This is a genomic window from Bradyrhizobium sp. AUGA SZCCT0431 (genome assembly GCF_018131065.1).
GTDB lineage: Bacteria > Pseudomonadota > Alphaproteobacteria > Rhizobiales > Xanthobacteraceae > Bradyrhizobium.
Window position 1 is genome coordinate 92,436 of sequence record NZ_JAFCLR010000025.1, and the last position, 16,080, is coordinate 108,515.

General features: G+C 63.2%; 14 protein-coding genes. 3 read left to right on the top strand and 11 right to left on the bottom strand.

The annotated features are described in order from the left end of the window. Positions 1-129 precede the first annotated feature (129 nt). Positions 130-1,314 (top strand): adenylate/guanylate cyclase domain-containing protein, encoded by a 1,185-nt coding sequence (locus tag JQ567_RS23705; protein WP_212441038.1) that lies wholly within the window; start codon positions 130-132, stop codon positions 1,312-1,314. A 15-nt stretch (positions 1,315-1,329) separates the two neighbouring features. Here JQ567_RS23705 and clpS read toward each other — a convergent pair whose 3' ends face one another. After that, positions 1,330-1,635 carry an ATP-dependent Clp protease adapter ClpS gene (gene clpS / locus JQ567_RS23710; RefSeq protein ID WP_211999152.1) on the bottom strand — a complete coding sequence of 102 codons (306 nt, stop codon included), beginning with the start codon at positions 1,633-1,635 and terminating at the stop codon, positions 1,330-1,332. A gap of 137 nt (positions 1,636-1,772) precedes the next feature. Beyond that, positions 1,773-3,089, bottom strand: a complete 1,317-nt coding sequence (locus JQ567_RS23715) for an SEL1-like repeat protein (protein ID WP_212441039.1) — start codon at positions 3,087-3,089, stop codon at positions 1,773-1,775. Between the two features lie 261 nt (positions 3,090-3,350). Here JQ567_RS23715 and JQ567_RS23720 point away from each other — a divergent pair, with 261 nt between their 5' ends. Next, positions 3,351-4,220 (top strand): DUF1194 domain-containing protein, encoded by an 870-nt coding sequence (locus JQ567_RS23720; RefSeq protein ID WP_212441040.1) that lies wholly within the window; start codon positions 3,351-3,353, stop codon positions 4,218-4,220. A 16-nt stretch (positions 4,221-4,236) separates the two neighbouring features. Here the strand turns inward: JQ567_RS23720 and JQ567_RS23725 are convergent, their stop codons facing one another. The 9 genes from JQ567_RS23725 to JQ567_RS23765 all read right to left on the bottom strand — a co-directional run bounded on the left by JQ567_RS23725 (position 4,237) and on the right by JQ567_RS23765 (position 14,583). Further along, positions 4,237-5,487, bottom strand: a complete 1,251-nt coding sequence (locus JQ567_RS23725) for a methyltransferase (protein WP_212441041.1) — start codon at positions 5,485-5,487, stop codon at positions 4,237-4,239. Further along, the gene (locus JQ567_RS23730) at positions 5,480-6,235 is read right to left on the bottom strand and encodes a TlyA family RNA methyltransferase (RefSeq protein ID WP_212441042.1); all 756 of its coding nucleotides are present in this window, start codon (positions 6,233-6,235) and stop codon (positions 5,480-5,482) included. The genes JQ567_RS23725 and JQ567_RS23730 overlap by 8 nt, the downstream gene beginning before the upstream one ends. Positions 6,236-6,237: 2 nt before the next feature. Further along, positions 6,238-6,801, bottom strand: a complete 564-nt coding sequence (locus JQ567_RS23735) for a nucleoside 2-deoxyribosyltransferase (RefSeq protein WP_212441043.1) — start codon at positions 6,799-6,801, stop codon at positions 6,238-6,240. 99 nt (positions 6,802-6,900) lie between these two features. Then, on the bottom strand, positions 6,901-8,847 hold the full coding sequence (gene dxs / locus JQ567_RS23740) for a 1-deoxy-D-xylulose-5-phosphate synthase (RefSeq protein WP_192735115.1): 1,947 nt from the start codon (positions 8,845-8,847) through the stop codon (positions 6,901-6,903). 329 nt (positions 8,848-9,176) lie between these two features. Beyond that, the gene (locus JQ567_RS23745) at positions 9,177-10,475 is read right to left on the bottom strand and encodes a hypothetical protein (RefSeq protein ID WP_212441044.1); all 1,299 of its coding nucleotides are present in this window, start codon (positions 10,473-10,475) and stop codon (positions 9,177-9,179) included. A gap of 155 nt (positions 10,476-10,630) precedes the next feature. After that, the gene (locus JQ567_RS23750; protein ID WP_065730974.1) at positions 10,631-10,882 is read right to left on the bottom strand and encodes an exodeoxyribonuclease VII small subunit; all 252 of its coding nucleotides are present in this window, start codon (positions 10,880-10,882) and stop codon (positions 10,631-10,633) included. 131 nt (positions 10,883-11,013) lie between these two features. Continuing rightward, entirely contained in the window at positions 11,014-11,940 is a 927-nt protein-coding gene (locus tag JQ567_RS23755) for a histone deacetylase family protein (protein WP_212441045.1), read from the bottom strand. Between the two features lie 104 nt (positions 11,941-12,044). Continuing rightward, complete coding sequence (locus tag JQ567_RS23760; protein ID WP_212441046.1) at positions 12,045-13,709, bottom strand: bifunctional UDP-sugar hydrolase/5'-nucleotidase; 1,665 nt, start codon at positions 13,707-13,709, stop codon at positions 12,045-12,047. Between the two features lie 112 nt (positions 13,710-13,821). Continuing rightward, on the bottom strand, positions 13,822-14,583 hold the full coding sequence (locus JQ567_RS23765) for a crotonase/enoyl-CoA hydratase family protein (protein WP_212441047.1): 762 nt from the start codon (positions 14,581-14,583) through the stop codon (positions 13,822-13,824). A 137-nt stretch (positions 14,584-14,720) separates the two neighbouring features. Here JQ567_RS23765 and JQ567_RS23770 point away from each other — a divergent pair, with 137 nt between their 5' ends. Further along, the gene (locus JQ567_RS23770) at positions 14,721-15,674 is read left to right on the top strand and encodes a ring-cleaving dioxygenase (RefSeq protein WP_212441048.1); all 954 of its coding nucleotides are present in this window, start codon (positions 14,721-14,723) and stop codon (positions 15,672-15,674) included. Positions 15,675-16,080: the final 406 nt, after the last annotated feature.

Consider the following 16,080-nt stretch of genomic DNA (forward strand, 5'->3'; position numbering starts at 1 on the left):
GCCGCGGGGCGCGAACGCTTGTCTGAAGGTCGACGCTTTGACAATAATCGGACGAAACCCACATCGGTCCCGGCGGTTTGCGATACCTGCCTTGACGCGCGCGCAGCTTGCGCGGCAAATGCACCTGTCATGAACGCATCCGAACTGCAGCAACTCACCAACTGGCTGATCGATGGCGCCAGGTCCGCGGTCAATTCGCCGCGGCTGATGGCCGAGATTTGCGAGCGGCTGGTCGAGACCGGACTGCCGCTTTGGCGTGTCGGCATTTTCGTTCGAACCCTGCATCCCGATATTTACGGCCGCAACTTCGTGTGGCGGCCGGGCGCCGAGGTCGAGGTCGGAACGGTTGATTTCAAGATTCTCGACTCGCCGGATTTTCACTCCAGTCCCCTGATCCATGTGTTTCAGCAGGGCCTGGAAATTCGTGCCCGCGTGGACGATCCGCAGAGCAACCGCTTTCCGATCATCGCGGACATGCGCGCCGAAGGCGTCACGGATTATGTCGCGCTGCCGCTGTTTTTTACCGATGGTTCGGTCAACGCGTCGAGCTGGACCACGAAGCAGCCGGGCGGCTTCACCGATGACCAGTTGGCGGCGCTACGACAGATAGCAACGCCGCTGGCGCGGGTGGCCGAGATCGTCAATTTGCGCCGCATGGCGTCGAGCCTGCTCGATACCTATGTCGGCAACCGCGCCGGCGAGCGGATCATGGGCGGGCAGATCCGCCGCGGCCATACCGAGTCGATGAACGCGGCGATCTGGCTGTCCGATTTGCGCGGCTTTACGGCGCTGTCCGACCGGCTGCCGTCCGAGACGGTCGTGGATATTCTCAATCAGTATTTCGACTGCCAGGTCGCCGCGATCCGCTCCCATGGCGGCGAAGTCCTCAAATATATGGGCGACGGCTTGCTCGCGGTGTTCCCGATCGACGAATATGTCGGCGACGAGCAGCAGGTTTGCTCGCACGTGCTCGAAGCCGCCCAACAGTCCCGTGCCAGCGTCGCGGAATTGCAGTATCCGATCGGCGACGCGATCGAACGTTTTCGTTTCGGTGTCGCCCTGCATGTCGGGCGAATTCTCTATGGCAATATCGGCGGCGGCAACCGGCTCGACTTCACCTGCATCGGTCCTGCCGTGAATCTGGCGGCGCGGCTGGAAAAGATCGCCAGCCGTCTGCAGCGCACGGTGGTGGCATCGGAAGGATTTGCCGGCATCTGCCGGGGAGGGTGGAGCGATCTTGGCGAGTTTCCGATTGCCGGGTTCTCAAAGGCCGAGCGTGTCTTTGGTTTGGTCGACGAAACCTCGCCGGCCTAGCCGCGGTCTGCCCCGCTATTCCTCGGGCTCCGTGGTGAACAGCAGCGGATAGCCCTTGGCGCGGCCGGCGTCGGTGGCGCGCGTCGCCTTGGTCTCGGCGACGTCCTTGGTGAAGACGGCGACCACGCACACCCCGCGGCGGTGCGCGGTGATCATGACCTTGTGGGCCTGATCCTCGGTCATGCGGAATTCGGCCTTCAATACCGTGACGACGAATTCGCGCGGGGTGTAATCGTCATTGACGAGGATGACCTTGTGCAGGCGCGGCCGTTCGGTCTTGGTTTTGACCTTTGTTTTTGGCTTGGCGACGGTATCGATCATTCCTGCGGCGGCTCCGAAACCATAGCGTTTTCGAGCGAAGTGGATACCGGTTCGCATAGCAATCAAGTTTACGCAGATTGCGTAGCCTTATCTGCGGTAGAAAACGCGTCAAAAAATGAGACAGCTCCGCGCCGTGGTTAGCGGGCGCGGCAATCCGCCAGGCGCTGCGTCATGCTCTGATCGCCGCGGCTGACGGCCGTCTCGATCAGTTTACAGGCTCCGGGCCGGTCCTGAAACTGGGCGTTTTTCGACAGTTTCAGGTCGATCAGCGCGGCCATCGCGCCGGGTTCGTCGAGTTCCGCGGCCTCGGTCGCATAATAGAGCAGATGCTTGGGATTCTTGATCCGGACCTCGGGATTGCCTGCGAGGATCCGCACCACCTCGGTGCGCGCGTCGAGGTCCCATACGCCGGCCTGGTCGAGCAGGTTTGCCGCCTGCTGGACGTCGCGGGGCACCACTTTGCCTTCGAGATAGAGCCGTCCCAGCACGCCCTTGACGCCTGTCGTGTCGGTGCGTGCCGTGAGCAAAGCGAGGGCGCGCTTGGGGTCGGCGGGACCGCCTTCACCGGCGATCAGCATTTCGGCCAGCGGTGGCGGCGCGCCGCCGGGATCGGGCCGCAGGGACTCTTCGAGCAGCGTTCGCGCGCGAACCGGGTCGTCCTTGCGGATGGCGATCGCCAACTCCCGCCTGGCGCCGAACACGCCGGCCGTTGCCATTCGCTCGAGGATGTCGATGCCGCGGGCGCGTTCGTCCGGCCTGTCCGACGTCACCAGCAAGCGGCCGAGCAGCACCTGAAGGTCTCCCTTGCTCGTGTCTTTCGCCGGGTTGGCGACCGCGCGCTCCGCCCAATACCGCGCGGCAACCGGATCGCGTTTCACCGTCGAACCCCGGTTGAGCAGGATCGCCAGCATCTGCGTGGAAAAGGGATGTCCGAGTTCGGCCGCCCTGTGCAGCGCCCGATCGGCCTCGGCGCGCGTCACCATCGGCACCTTGTCGAGGTCGCCGCGGTCCCAGGATTTGTGATGCTCATAGAGTTCGTAATAGGCCCCGGCGTTGCCTTGTGCGGCGGCCTCGCGCAGCAGGGCCAGCGCCTCGACCTTCCTGGCGTAGGGCATCGATCGCGCCACCGCGACCTTGAAATGGGTATTTTCGGGCTGATTGACCAACGCCAGGGTGCAACTTTCGCTCCGCAAGGTCCAGCGGCGGCGCAGCGCCTCGTCGCTCATGTAGCCCTTGGGATTTTCGGAAAGGCGCAGACAGAGTTCGCCGGCATTGGCCGAATTCAGCGCTGGTTCCGCTGGCGCAGCCTCGGGCTGCGCCGCTCCGGATATTTTCGGTGGCAGCAACAGCGCCGCCGCGACGATGAACGTGGAAAACAGCAGGACCGACGGCACGACCGCGCGCGGCGACATTCGCCGGCGCGCAATTTCGGGACGTTTCGGGGGTATGACCATGTCCATGCCATCCGCAGCCTGGTCGCCGCACGCCCCCTCTGTCGCGGTGAATGCCGGATTTGTTCAAACCGGACATCACCGTATTCCTACGTGCTGCTCTGGCGGATACTTCCAAACGCCATCGCGAATCGAGGCGCGGCGAAGCTTGCCTCGATTCGAGGCAGTGGAGAGCTAACCCAAATGTGAAGGACAGATGATATCTGCGCTTTGCGCGGCGCAATTTGCGTGTCACCATTGTCACCAGTCGACGGGAGGGCAGCGATGCGCTGGTATGTCTCGATCGGAGCTGTGCTTGTGGCAGGCGTACTCGCCGGTGGCGATGTCGCGGGGGTCGCCGCGCCGGGCACAAGGAGCCAACTTAGCCATCCACCGAGCCGTCAATTGGCGGACAAGGGAGCCACGCCGTCCGTCGATGTCGAACTGGTTCTTGCCGTCGACGTCTCCTATTCGATGGACATGGACGAGCTGGCGATCCAGCGCGAGGGTTACGCCCAGGCCATCGTCTCCAAGGAGTTCCTGCAGGCGCTGAAGACCGGCCCGCACGGCAAGATCTCGGTGACGTATTTCGAGTGGGCGGCTTCCACCGACCAGAAGATCATCATTCCGTGGCGATTGATCGATGGTCCGGAAACGGCGGACGCCGTTGCCAATGAGATCATGAAAACCCCGATCCGCCGGGCGTCGCGCACCTCGATATCGGGTGCGATCAATTTCGCGATGCCGCTGTTCGACGAGAATCCGCATCGCGGGTTGCGGCGCGTGATCGATATTTCCGGCGACGGTCCGAACAACAACGGCGGTCCCGTCGTCGTCGCCCGCGATGCTGCCCTGGAGAAGGGGGTCGTCATCAATGGTCTGCCGATCATGGTGAAGGAGCCGTCTTATTCCACCATGGATATCGACAATCTGGATGCCTACTATGAGGATTGCGTGATCGGGGGTCCCGGCTCGTTCGTGGTGACGATCAAGGAGCGCGAGAAATTCAAGGAAGCGATCCGGACCAAATTATTGCTCGAAATCGCGGGCCGCACGCCGGAACGCCCGGTGGTGCCGGTTGCAGCCAAGGAGAAGGAGCCGCGGGTCAATTGCCTGATCGGTGAGAAGATCTGGCAGGACCGCTGGGGACGGTAGGTTCCCGGCTGCTGGTTCAGCGCTTGCGCACGAAGCGCGCCACCAGTTCGATATGCGGCGTGTGACGAAACTGGTCGACCGGCGTGACGCCCTCGATCGTATAGCCGCCGTCGATCAGGATTTTGGCGTCGCGCGCGAAGGTCGTGACGTTGCAAGACACCGCTACCACCGTCGGGATCTTGCTCGCCGCGAGTTGCGTCACCTGGGCCTGCGCGCCCTGCCGTGGCGGATCGAACACGATCGCATCGTAATCGCGCAGCTCCTGCGGCATCAGCGGCCGGCGGAACAGATCGCGCGCCTCGGCCTTGACCGGCTTCAGGCCCGACGTCGATGTCGCCGCCTTCTGCAAGGCTGCCACCGCGCCTGCGTCGCTGTCGAAGGCGGCAATCCGCGATTTGGTGGCGAGGCGAAGCGCGAACGGGCCGACACCGCAAAACAGGTCGGCGATATGCTTGGCGCGCTTGCAGTGGCCGGCGACCAATGCTGCGAGCGCTTCCTCGCCGGCCACGGTCGCCTGCAGGAACGATCCGGGCGGCAGGGCTACCTGGGCGGCACCTAAGCTGACGACCGGCGGCGTTCGCATCAGCACCAGCTCGCCATGGCGGGTCAGCCGCGCCAGTTTGTGCCGCTCGGCGACATCAGACAATCTTGCGATCAGCGCTGTCGCGAGCGCGCCGGAGCCACGCACGTCGACATCGAGGCCACTGCTGGTGGCCGTGATCTGAATGTCGAGCGGCTTTCCAACCGAGATCAGCGGTTCAGCGATCGCCCAGGCGGCCTCAAGCGCGCCGTCCAGATGCGGGTCGAGGATCGGGCAACGGTCGATCGGGATGATGTCGTGCGAGCCGGCCGCCGCAAAACCAACCTTGAGCACTTCATGCGTACCCATCCGCGCGTGCAGGGTGATGCGGCGTCGGCCAAGGCCATGGGCGTCGATCAGGGGCGCGACGTCGCAAGCAATTCCGGCTTGCGCCAGCGTCGTGACCACGATTTCCCGTTTCCAGGCGCGATAGTGCTCGGCGTCCCAATGCTGGATGGCGCAACCGCCGCAGACGCCGAAATGCGGACAGAAGGGTGCTATGCGCTCCGCGCTGGCGCGTTCGACCTTGATCAGCCGCCGGCGGTCGGGATGACCCGGCACGTGCTCGACCTCGACCGTTTCGGTGCCAAGCGCGTAGGGCACGTAGACGCTGATGCCGCCGGCCGTGACGACGCCGTCGCCGCGATGGCCAACATGGTCGATCACAAGGTGTTCGGCTTCAGCCACGGCGCGCACCGAGGAAGAATTCGATGTTGCCGTCGCCGCCGGTGATCGAGGATGGAAATATCTGGATGTCGGTGCAGCCCTGCGAGGTCGCGAATGCCGCGATGTCGTCGCAAATTTCCTGATGCACCATCGCATTGCGGATGATGCCGCGCTTGGAGTGCTTTCGTGCCGCCTCGAACTGCGGCTTGATCAGCGCCAGCAGATGCATGGGGGCGGCCGCCAGCGACAGCGCCACCGGCAGCACGGCTTTCAACGAGATGAAGCTGACGTCGATCACGACGATGTCGGGTCGCGCGGGCAGGCGCTTGCCTTCGAAGGCGCGAATATCGGTCGCTTCCATCGAAACGATCTTGGGATGGCCCTGCAGCGCGGGATGCAGCTGGCTGTGGCCGACATCGATCGCGAACACGAGGCTGGCGCCGTTCGCGAGCAACACCTCGGTGAAGCCGCCGGTCGATGCGCCGACGTCGAGGCAGACATGGTCTTCGATTTCGAACGGATATTGTTCCAGCGCGCCCGCCAGCTTGACGCCGCCGCGCGAGACATAGGGATGCGCGGGTTGCGCGACGAGATTCGCGTCAGCGGCGATCAGGTCAGAAGCCTTTGCGACCGGTTTGCCGTCGGCCGTTACGCCGCCGGCCTCGATCGCGGCGCGGGCGCGAGCCCGGCTTTCGAACAGGCCGCGTTCGACCAGCAGCACGTCCGCGCGCTTGCGGGAAGCAGTCTTGTTGTCGTGCGTGTCAGCCAATTTCAGCTCGATTTGCCTTTGACGTGATCCACCGCCAAGCCGACGCAGGCCTCGAACGCGGTGAGGTCGTGCCAGATATCCGCAGATAGCTGACGCGGTGTCACCAGCGGGCAGCCGTGCAGATCGAGCGCGTGAATCATCATGAGATTATCCGGCCAGCCGAAATCTTCCACGGTAAGCCCCTCCGGGTCGACGAGCCGCCCGTCGGCAGACGTCGTCACGTCGCAAATTCGCGCGACGCGATCGCGATAGGCAGTCGGGTCGTTGCTGTAGGCGAGACAGAACTTGCCGCGACCCGCCGCATAGCCAAGTTCATAGACCGTACCGGCGTCGGCACTTGGGCCCCGAAATGGCGTCAAATTGGCAATAATGGCATCCGCCGCATCCATCATCGCTTCATTGCCCTTGAAGATCGCAAGCGAAGCGTCGCTGGCCGAGAGGTTGACGACATTATCGAGCGGATAAAGTCCGGTCAGGCCATGGCGTGCGCAGATTTCGGCCTTGCGCCGTCCGATCTCGATCGCGTCTGGCAGGAATACATCGGGGCCTGCCAGATAGATCTTCATGGGATCACCGGGTATTTCAGACGCGTTTTCTTGACGCGAACCGGTTCCCACCCCGGATCAAATCCGGGGCAGGTTTTCGCCCGAAAACGCCATGCAATCTCAGGCGAGCTTGACCGTCTCGGCCTTGTAATCCTTGCCGAGCGCCTCGAACACCTTGGCCACGATGCCCTTGGCGTCGAGGCCGGCATAGGCATACATCGCGTTCGGCGAGTCATGGTCGATGAACTCGTCGGGGAGGATCATCGCGCGCATCCGCAGTCCGCCGTCGAGCATACCGTTGTCGGACAACGTCTGCATGACGTGCGAGCCGAAGCCGCCGATCGAGCCTTCCTCGATCGTGAGCAGCACTTCGTGTTCGCGCGCCAGCTTCAGCACCAGATCGACATCCAACGGCTTCATGAAGCGGGCGTCGGCAATCGTGGTGGAAAGGCCGTGGGCTGCGAGTTCGTCGGCAGCCTTTTCGCATTCGGCCATGCGCGTGCCGAACGACAACAGCGCGATCTTGCTGCCCTGGCGGACGATGCGGCCCTTGCCGATTTCGAGGGGAATGCCGACTTCGGGCATCTCGACGCCGCGGCCTTCGCCGCGCGGATAGCGCACCGCGCTCGGACGGTCATTGATCGCAACCTGCGTGGCGACCATGTGAACCAGTTCGGCTTCATCGGAGGCGGCCATGATCACGAAGTTCGGCAGACAGCCCAGATAGGCGTTGTCGAACGAGCCGGCATGGGTGGCGCCGTCGGCGCCAACGAGACCGGCGCGATCGATCGCGAAACGAACCGGCAGGCTCTGGATCGCCACGTCGTGGACCACCTGGTCATAGCCGCGCTGCAGGAAGGTCGAGTAGATCGCGCAGAACGGCTTGTAACCTTCGGTGGCGAGGCCGGCCGCGAACGTCACCGCGTGCTGCTCGGCGATACCGACGTCGAAAGTGCGGTTGGGGAAGGCCTTGTTGAAGATATCAACGCCGGTGCCCGACGGCATCGCCGCAGTGATAGCGACGATCTTGTCGTCCTTCTCGGCTTCCTTGACGAGGCTCTGGCCGAATACGTTCTGGTAGGCGGGCGCGTTCGGCTTGGCCTTGGCCTGGGCGCCGGTGGCAACGTCGAACTTGACGACGGCGTGGTATTTGTCGGCGGAGGCTTCGGCCGGGCCATAGCCCTTGCCTTTCTGCGTCACGACATGAACCAGGATCGGGCCGGTCTCCATGTCGCGGACGTTCTTCAGCACCGGCAGCAGATGGTCGAGGTTGTGACCGTCGATCGGGCCGACATAGTAGAAGCCGAGTTCCTCGAACAACGTGCCGCCGTCCATCATGAAGCCGCGGGAATATTCCTCGACGCGGTTGGCGCGGTTGGCGATGATCTTCGGCAGGCGCTTGTTGATCTGCTTTGCCGCCTCGCGCAGCGTGCGGTAGGTCTTGCCCGAGTAGAGCCGCGACAGGTACGCGCTCATCGCTCCAACCGGGGGCGCAATCGACATGTCATTGTCGTTGAGGATGACGATCAGGCGCGAGTTCATGGCGCCCGCATTGTTCATCGCCTCATAGGCCATGCCCGCTGACATCGAGCCGTCACCGATCACGGAGATAATGTTATTCTTGCCGCCGGAGAGGTCGCGCGCCACCGCCATGCCGAGGCCGGCCGAAATCGAGGTCGAGGAGTGCGCGGCGCCGAACGGATCGTAGTCGCTCTCGCTGCGCTTGGTGAAGCCGGACAGACCGCCGGCGGTGCGCAGCGTGCGAATCCGATCACGGCGGCCGGTGAGGATCTTGTGCGGATAGGCCTGGTGGCCAACGTCCCAGATCAGGCGGTCGCGGGGCGTATCGAAGACGTAATGGATAGCCGTGGTCAGTTCGACGACGCCGAGGCCGGCGCCGAAGTGCCCGCCGGTCACCGAAACCGCGTCGATGGTTTCCTGGCGAAGCTCGTCGGCAACCTGCTGGACCTGCTCGATCTTGAGCTTGCGAAGGTCGTCGGGCGTGCGGATGGTATCGAGAAGGGGCGTCTTACTAAATTCGGTCACAGCGATATTCCAATTTTGCATGTCGGAGCGAATGGTCCGACGCGAGATGGGTTGCGCGTTAACCGCGCAGCGAAAATCCAGACCCCGGGTGCCATCTCGGCAGGCCGATTTCTGATTTGAAAGCCAAGATACACTCCGGATCGAGCCATGTGATCTACATCACGCTGGTCCGTTTAACCCTTCCCGGTCAGTTTCTTCAGCCATTTGAAGAACTTGCTTCCGTCGGAAATGACCGGCAGACCCGCTCTCCACAGCCCATAGAATTGCAAGCTTTACACCAAAGCGGCGGCCAAAGCCAACCCGCTGCTAGGTCAGAGTTCCCGGCCGTTCGGTTCAAAAACCTCGATTTCTTAACCGCTCAGGCGGGCGGAAGGTTCCATGTCGCCTAAATCGTCGGCATCCGGCGCGCCGGTCTTGGCGGTTTCGATCCGTTTCCAGGCCCATTCGCGGGCGGCCGGATCGCCGGTTGCAACCGCCAGCGCGGCATCCGGAACGGCCATGCGCGCGCTCAGGGGGATCGGTCCGCAGACGATCATGAAGAAATCGTAGGCGTCGGGCTGTTCGTTGGCCATCACGAACTGGAAATGGACCTTGAAGAATTGCCAGCGGAAGGTCTCGTAATGGTCGGCCCGGACGATGTCGCGGAAACGCACCGCCACGATGGTGGGATTGCGCCGGGCGTTTCCGACCTCGATGCCGTGGCCCTTGATCGGATCGAACTGGTAGAAGTTCATCACGTCCTTGCGTGCCTGGCAGTCGATCCAGTCGATCGACGGCTCGACGGCGAGCTGGCGCAGATGCTCGCGGAAATCCTTCGCCGCCGCGTGGAAGCCGACGATTGGTAAATTGCCGCCGATCGTCAGCAGCACGATGCGCGGACCGTGACGCCCCAGTGCCGGATCGAGCTTAAGCGCGCGCGCCAGCATTTCGGTGCCCAGGAATGATCCGGAACTGTGGCCGACAACGACGATCTCTTCGGCGTCACTTGAATGCGCCACATTGACGAGGTGCTGCGCGAAGCGGTCGAGGCGCTGGTCCCAGTCGGGGCGGGCGCGGTGCGCAAAGTCCCAGGTCCAGATCCAGTCGGACAGCAGATAGAGCACGTAAGTGCTGTTTTCGGTGTATTTCAGCATGGTGCCGAGCAGTGCCACGAATATCGCGACAGAAGCGGCAATGCTGAAGGGCCCCGGGATGCCCAGTGCATCGAGGCCCTTCTGGAATACGAAGGCGATGCCGGCCGAGCCCAGGGCTTCCAGCAGCAGCACGAAATGCGGGTAGGTGATGAAGGCCGCGAAACGCCAGTTCGCACTTGTGAAGCGCGCGAGCGTGCCGTTGAACACCAGCCGCCAATAGATCCAGACCGCGTTGAAAACCGTGCGCCAGATCGGCGAGGCGAGGTCGCGCTGGATGAAGTCTTCGAAGCGCAGGAAGTCGTAGCTGGTATGGGTCTGCCAGTCGTCCGCCTTGGTCTCGATGGTCCAGGACGCCATCTCGTCGTCGGCTGCGACCTTGGGCCGGCTGATGGTGGCGGAAAGCTGGTACAGCCGGCCGAATTTCCGCAGTTCGGTACGGAACATGCGGTAGTATTGCGCCAATCCGCGCGGATCGTACCCCTGTATGTAGATGATATGGCGGTGCTGAACGCGCACGAACTGTCCCCGGGTGCTGGCCGGACTATATCAGGCCGTTTTGCGCGCCAAGAACTAATTCGGCAACTAATTCGGCGGCTGATTCGGTAGCTAATTCGGTCGCTATTTTGGGCCCTTGCGGGATGGCGAGCGTCACATTCGCCTAATGTTCTCGATTATTGCACATCGAGCGGCTCGGTGCCGGTCACCTGTCCGCTGGCGTCGGTGGTGATCTTGTCGACGCGGGCCTCGGCCTGCCGCAGCAGTTCCTCGCAGCGCCGCTTCAGGGCTTCGCCGCGCTCGTAGATCGCAACCGATTCCTCAAGCGGCACCTTGCCGTCCTCGAGCCGCTTGACGATCGATTCAAGTTCCTCGATCGCGCGCTCGAAGCTCAGCTTTTTGACGTCCACTTGGGTGTTTTCGGCCATATATTGCGTTCCCAATTGCGATCTCTTTCTGGAGCATGATCCTTATCGGAAAACCGGTTCCCACTTTTCCGGATCATGCTCGCCCAAGCGCGGAATCAAGCGAAGTTTTGCGGGCGTATTGTGGCGGGGATTTACGTGCCCATCAATGCAGTGACATGGGATGCGACCGACTCTTTCAGCCCCTGCAGGTCGTAGCCGCCCTCCAGCATCGAGACCACCCGCCCACCGGCGCTTGCATCCGCGACATCCATCAGCTTGCGCGTGACCCAGCCGAAATCCTCCGCCTTCACGTTGAGCGAGGCCAGGGGATCGCGGAAATGCGCGTCGAAGCCGGCGGAGATGATGATGAGTTCGGGGCTGAATTTCTGCAACTGCGGCAGGATCAGGTTTTCGAACGCCATGCGGAACTTGACGCTGCCGTCCTCCGACGCCAGCGGCGCGTTGACGATGGTGTCGTGCTCGCCGCGCTCGCCGGAGGCACCGGTGCCGGGAAACAGCGGCATCTGGTGCGTCGAGCAATACATCACGGTCGGATCGGACCAGAAAATATCCTGCGTGCCGTTGCCGTGATGGACGTCGAAATCGACCACCGCCGCGCGCGCGATGCCGTATTTGCGCTGGGCATGGCGTGCGGCGATCGCGGCATTGTCGAAGAAGCAGAAGCCCATCGGCTTGCTCACTTCAGCATGGTGCCCAGGCGGGCGGACCGCGACGAACGCGTTGTGGTGGGCGCCGGACATGACCGCGTCGGTCGCGGCCACCGCGCCGCCGACGCCGCGCATCACAGCTTCCCAGGTTCCCGGCGACATCGAGGTGTCGCCGTCGATATAGATCAGGCCGCTGGTGGGCGCGATGTGGCGGAGTTCGCCGACATAATGCTCGCCATGGCACAGCGTCACGGAATCGAGACTGCCTTCCGGCGCTTCGCCGCGCACCAGCGGCTTGAAGCGATCCTCGCCGAGCACCTCGGCGACGGCGCGCAGCCGGTCGGGACGCTCGGGATGTCCCGGCGGCGTCAGATGGTCGAGACAGGCGGAATGCGTCAGTAACAGCGTCATGCGAAATCCTGGCGTGCGGGCGGGCCGCGAACGCACAATCTAGGCGCTCAACGGCCGCTCGGAAAGGGCCATGGTTCCTCCCCGCGGGGACGGCGGACTGGACCTCAGTTGATTCGGGCGATGCGATTGACGGCGCCGGGCGCGACCGGACTGTTGGCCAGGAAATAGCTGTTCAACGCATCGATGTCGTAGACGCCGATTCGCGGGGCGGTTCCTTGCGTCAGGATCGTAAAGCCGTCGCCGCCGACGGCGAGGAAATTGTTGACGGTCACGCGATAGTTCCCAGCGGGATCGATCGGCGCACCGTTCAGCGTCATTCGCTCAGGGAGAATGCGCTCGCCGTCCGGCTTGGTGTTGTCCCAGGCGTAGCTGAAGCCTTTCGAGACCTGCAGGATCCGCGGCCGTTTCGGATCGAACCATTGCTGCTCCAGCATGTCCTTGATCTGCTTTCCGGTCAGCGTCAGCGTCACCAATTGGTTGCGGAACGGCTGGCTCGCGAACAGATCGGCATAGGTCACCGCGCCGTCTTCCTTGCGCGTGATGTCGATGCGCACGCCGCCGGGATTGGTGAAGGCCATCACCGCGCCGCCGTTCGCGGGCGCGCTGGTCGCCGCGAGTTGCGCGTCGGCGATGACATCGCCGAGCGGGCTCTCGCCGGCATTGTTGGGCACGCGCGACAGCGTTTCCGTGATCGAGCCGGCCGGACGGTTGGCGATCGGCGCTGCAACCCGGTCATAGGCTTCGATCAGTGCGGTCTGTTCAGGATTCCTGGCGTAGGTCGCGGTGCGGACGATGGTGTTGCTGGCTCTGGCACTGATGATGTCGCGGCTCTTGGGATCGAGCTTGACGTCGATCGCGGTAACGATGGTGCCGTATTTGTCGCCTGACGTGACCAGCCTGCCGTCGATCTCGCAGACATAGGCTTGATGCGTGTGGCCGGAGACGACGATGTCGACCGCCCTGTCGAACTTCCTGACGATGTCGACGATCGGGCCTGATATGCCCGGGCACTCATTGTAGTCGCCGGTCGGCAGGCCGCCTTCATGGATCAGCACCACGATGGCCTCGACGCCGCGCGCCTTCAGTTCGGGGATCAGCGCATTCACCGTCTCGGCCTCGTCGCGGAATTCAAGGCCGGCGGCGCTCTCCGGCGAGATGACATTGGGCGTGCCCTTCAGGGTCAGGCCGATGAAGGCCACCGGAATGCCCTCGAACGTCTTGATCTCATAGGCGGGAAGCACGGTTTTTCCGGTCGCCTTCTCGAACGTGCTGGCGGCGAGATAGCGGAACTTGGCGCCGAGGAAGGGATGCGGTCCCTGGCACTTGTCGACCGGATGGCAGCCGCCGTTCTGCATGCGCAGCAGTTCGGCCTTGCCCTCGTCGAACTCGTGATTGCCGACCGAGGAAATATCCAGCCCCATCATCGACAGCGCCTCGATGGTGGGCTCGTCGTGGAACATCGCCGACAGGAACGGGCTGGCGCCGATCAGATCGCCGGCGGCGACGAAGATCGAATTCTTGTGGCCGTCGCGCAATTCCTTGACCAGGGTCGCCATGTGTTCGGCGCCGCCGGCGGCGACGAAGGTCTTTTTGGTCTTGTCCTCGGGGTCGGCGATCCGGATTCCGAGCTGCGGCGGGCGGAGATAGCCGTGAAAATCATTGATTGCGAGAATGCGCAGATCGATGGGGGCGGGGGTTTGGGCGAGCGATGATGTGGCAAGCGCGGCCGTGATCGCCAAGGCAAGAATAGGACTGAAGAGAATTCTCATGGCACCGTCATTGCGAGGAGCGTAGCGACGAAGCAATCCATTCTTTCTTCATGCGGCGCGATGGATTGCTTCGCTGCGCTCGCAATGACGGCGGGGGTATCACGCCGTTCGGCTACCCCTTCTTGCGTTCGAAGAAGCCCTTGAAGGCCGCGATCGCTTCCTTGGAACGCATCCGTTCGCCGAACAGATGGCGCTCCTGGTCGATCCGACGGGTCATGTCCTCCGGCTGCAGTTTCAGCAGTTTGCGCGAGATCGCCACCGCTTCCGCCGGCAGCGCGCAGATTTCGCGCGCGACCTTGCGCGCCTCGGCCTCGGTCTGCCCGGGCGCCACCACGGCATTGACGAAGCCGGCCGCGTGCGCATCGTCGGCGCTGAATTTGCGTCCCATCACCAGCATCGCGAACGCGCGCTGGTGTCCCATGGTCCGCGGCATCAGGAGGCTGGAGGCGCCTTCCGGCACCAGGCCGAGATTGATGAACGGGGTGGAGAACGTCGCGGTCTTGCTGGCGAGCACATGGTCGCAATGAAACAGCATCGTGGTGCCGATGCCGATCGCGATGCCGTCGACGGCGGCAATCAGCGGCTTGGCGTTGTGCGCCAGCGAATAGAGAAACTTTGCGGCGTTGGAGGCGCGCGGCACATCGGCATTGGAGGTGCCGTCTTTCAGGAAATCCTCCAGGTCGTTGCCGGCGGTGAACACGCCGGAGCCGCCGGTGATGATGATGCAGCGGATGGCCGGATTGTCCTGCGCCTTGTCGATCGCATCGCTCATCTCGCGATACATGTCTTGCGTGATCGCGTTCTTCTTTTCGGGCCGCCGCATCGTGATCACGCGCGTTGCGTCTTCGTCTGATACAATGAGGTGTTCGGTCATGGGAGCGGTCCCTGAAACAGGCGGCGATCGTGCCGCTGGCGAATAGTCAGACTATATCCTACATGATCATATCACTACATGATCCTCGTGAAGACCCAAATCGCCGCACCTGTTTTTCTCGCGACAAGGATGCCGCCATGCAGCTCACCGGAATTCACCATTTGACCGCGATTTCGGCGAAGCCGCGCGAGAATCTGGCCTTCTACACCGGCCTGCTCGGCATGCGGCTGGTCAAGAAGACGGTCAATCAGGATGACGTCAGCGCCTACCATCTGTTCTATGCCGACGGCAAAGCCAATCCCGGCACGGACCTTACCTTCTTCGATTTTCCGGCGGCGCCGGAGCGGCGCGGCACCAATTCGATCTCGCGCACGGGCTTGCGTGTCGCCGGCGAAAAGACGCTCGGGTTTTGGCGCGACCGCCTGAGGGCGGCGGGCGGCGTGACCTTCGATGTCATCGAGGTCGACGGCCGGCTGACCTTGCCGTTCGAGGACGGCGAAGGCCAGCGCCTGGTATTGATCGATGACGGCGGGGCTGGCGCTTCCTCGCCCTGGGAGCGCAGTACGGTTCCGGCCGAGCATCAGATCCGCGGTCTCGGCCCGATCGTGCTCACCGTGCACGATCTGTCCCGCACCGCGTTCGTGCTTACCGATGTCATGAACATGCGCCGCGTCCGCGACTATGCCGCGCACGGGGCGCAGATTCACGTGTTCGCGATGGGCGAGGCAAAGGACGAGAACAATCCCGCCGCCGAGCTGCATGTGCTCGAGGACAAGGCTTCGCCGATGGCGCGCCAGGGCGCAGGCGGCGTGCACCACGTCGCGTTCCGCACGCCCGACGAGGCGCAGTATCACGCCTGGACGCAGCGGCTGACGGATTTGCGCGTGCCCAACAGCGGTGAGGTCGACCGGTTCTATTTTCGCAGCCTTTATTTTCGCGAACCCAACGGCATCCTGTTCGAGATCGCAACCGACGGTCCCGGCTTTGCGACCGACGAGCCGATGGCAACGCTCGGCGAGAAACTGGCGCTGCCGCCGTTCCTCGAACCGCGCCGCGCGGCGATCGAAGCGGGGCTGAAGCCGATCGGGTAGGGTTGTTTTCGAATCATCCATCGTCGTCCCGGCGAACGCCGGGACCCATAACCCCGGTCATCTGTTGTTGACGGAAGTCGTCGACTATCGTGCGCAGTAACAACCGCTGCGGCGTATGGGTCCCCCCCGATGCGCAATTGCGCATCTGAGCTCAAGGCCGGGACGACGGTGGTGTTTGTTGTTCGCACCATCATCCGAAACATACTTTCGCGATCTCGCGGCGCGTTGCGCCCGAGCTTTGCCAGAAATTCCTCACCCTCTGAAAACAAAGGGCGCAGGGAAGACCGGGTGCGCGCTGCACCCGCGGTCTCGCGTGCGGTTTGCACAAAACAAAGTGCACACGAGCATACAGGTCCAGCGGAGAGCATCCGGCCTTCCCTGCGCAATGGCTTTACGGCTTATATCG

Coding starts and splice junctions, on each gene's coding strand:
- JQ567_RS23705 (WP_212441038.1), top strand. CDS start 130: ATGAACGCATCCGAACTGCAGCAACTCACCAACTGGCTGATCGATGGC.
- clpS (WP_211999152.1), bottom strand. CDS start 1,635: ATGATCGATACCGTCGCCAAGCCAAAAACAAAGGTCAAAACCAAGACC.
- JQ567_RS23715 (WP_212441039.1), bottom strand. CDS start 3,089: ATGGTCATACCCCCGAAACGTCCCGAAATTGCGCGCCGGCGAATGTCG.
- JQ567_RS23720 (WP_212441040.1), top strand. CDS start 3,351: ATGCGCTGGTATGTCTCGATCGGAGCTGTGCTTGTGGCAGGCGTACTC.
- JQ567_RS23735 (WP_212441043.1), bottom strand. CDS start 6,801: ATGAAGATCTATCTGGCAGGCCCCGATGTATTCCTGCCAGACGCGATC.
- dxs (WP_192735115.1), bottom strand. CDS start 8,847: ATGCAAAATTGGAATATCGCTGTGACCGAATTTAGTAAGACGCCCCTT.
- JQ567_RS23750 (WP_065730974.1), bottom strand. CDS start 10,882: ATGGCCGAAAACACCCAAGTGGACGTCAAAAAGCTGAGCTTCGAGCGC.
- JQ567_RS23755 (WP_212441045.1), bottom strand. CDS start 11,940: ATGACGCTGTTACTGACGCATTCCGCCTGTCTCGACCATCTGACGCCG.
- JQ567_RS23760 (WP_212441046.1), bottom strand. CDS start 13,709: ATGAGAATTCTCTTCAGTCCTATTCTTGCCTTGGCGATCACGGCCGCG.
- JQ567_RS23765 (WP_212441047.1), bottom strand. CDS start 14,583: ATGACCGAACACCTCATTGTATCAGACGAAGACGCAACGCGCGTGATC.
- JQ567_RS23770 (WP_212441048.1), top strand. CDS start 14,721: ATGCAGCTCACCGGAATTCACCATTTGACCGCGATTTCGGCGAAGCCG.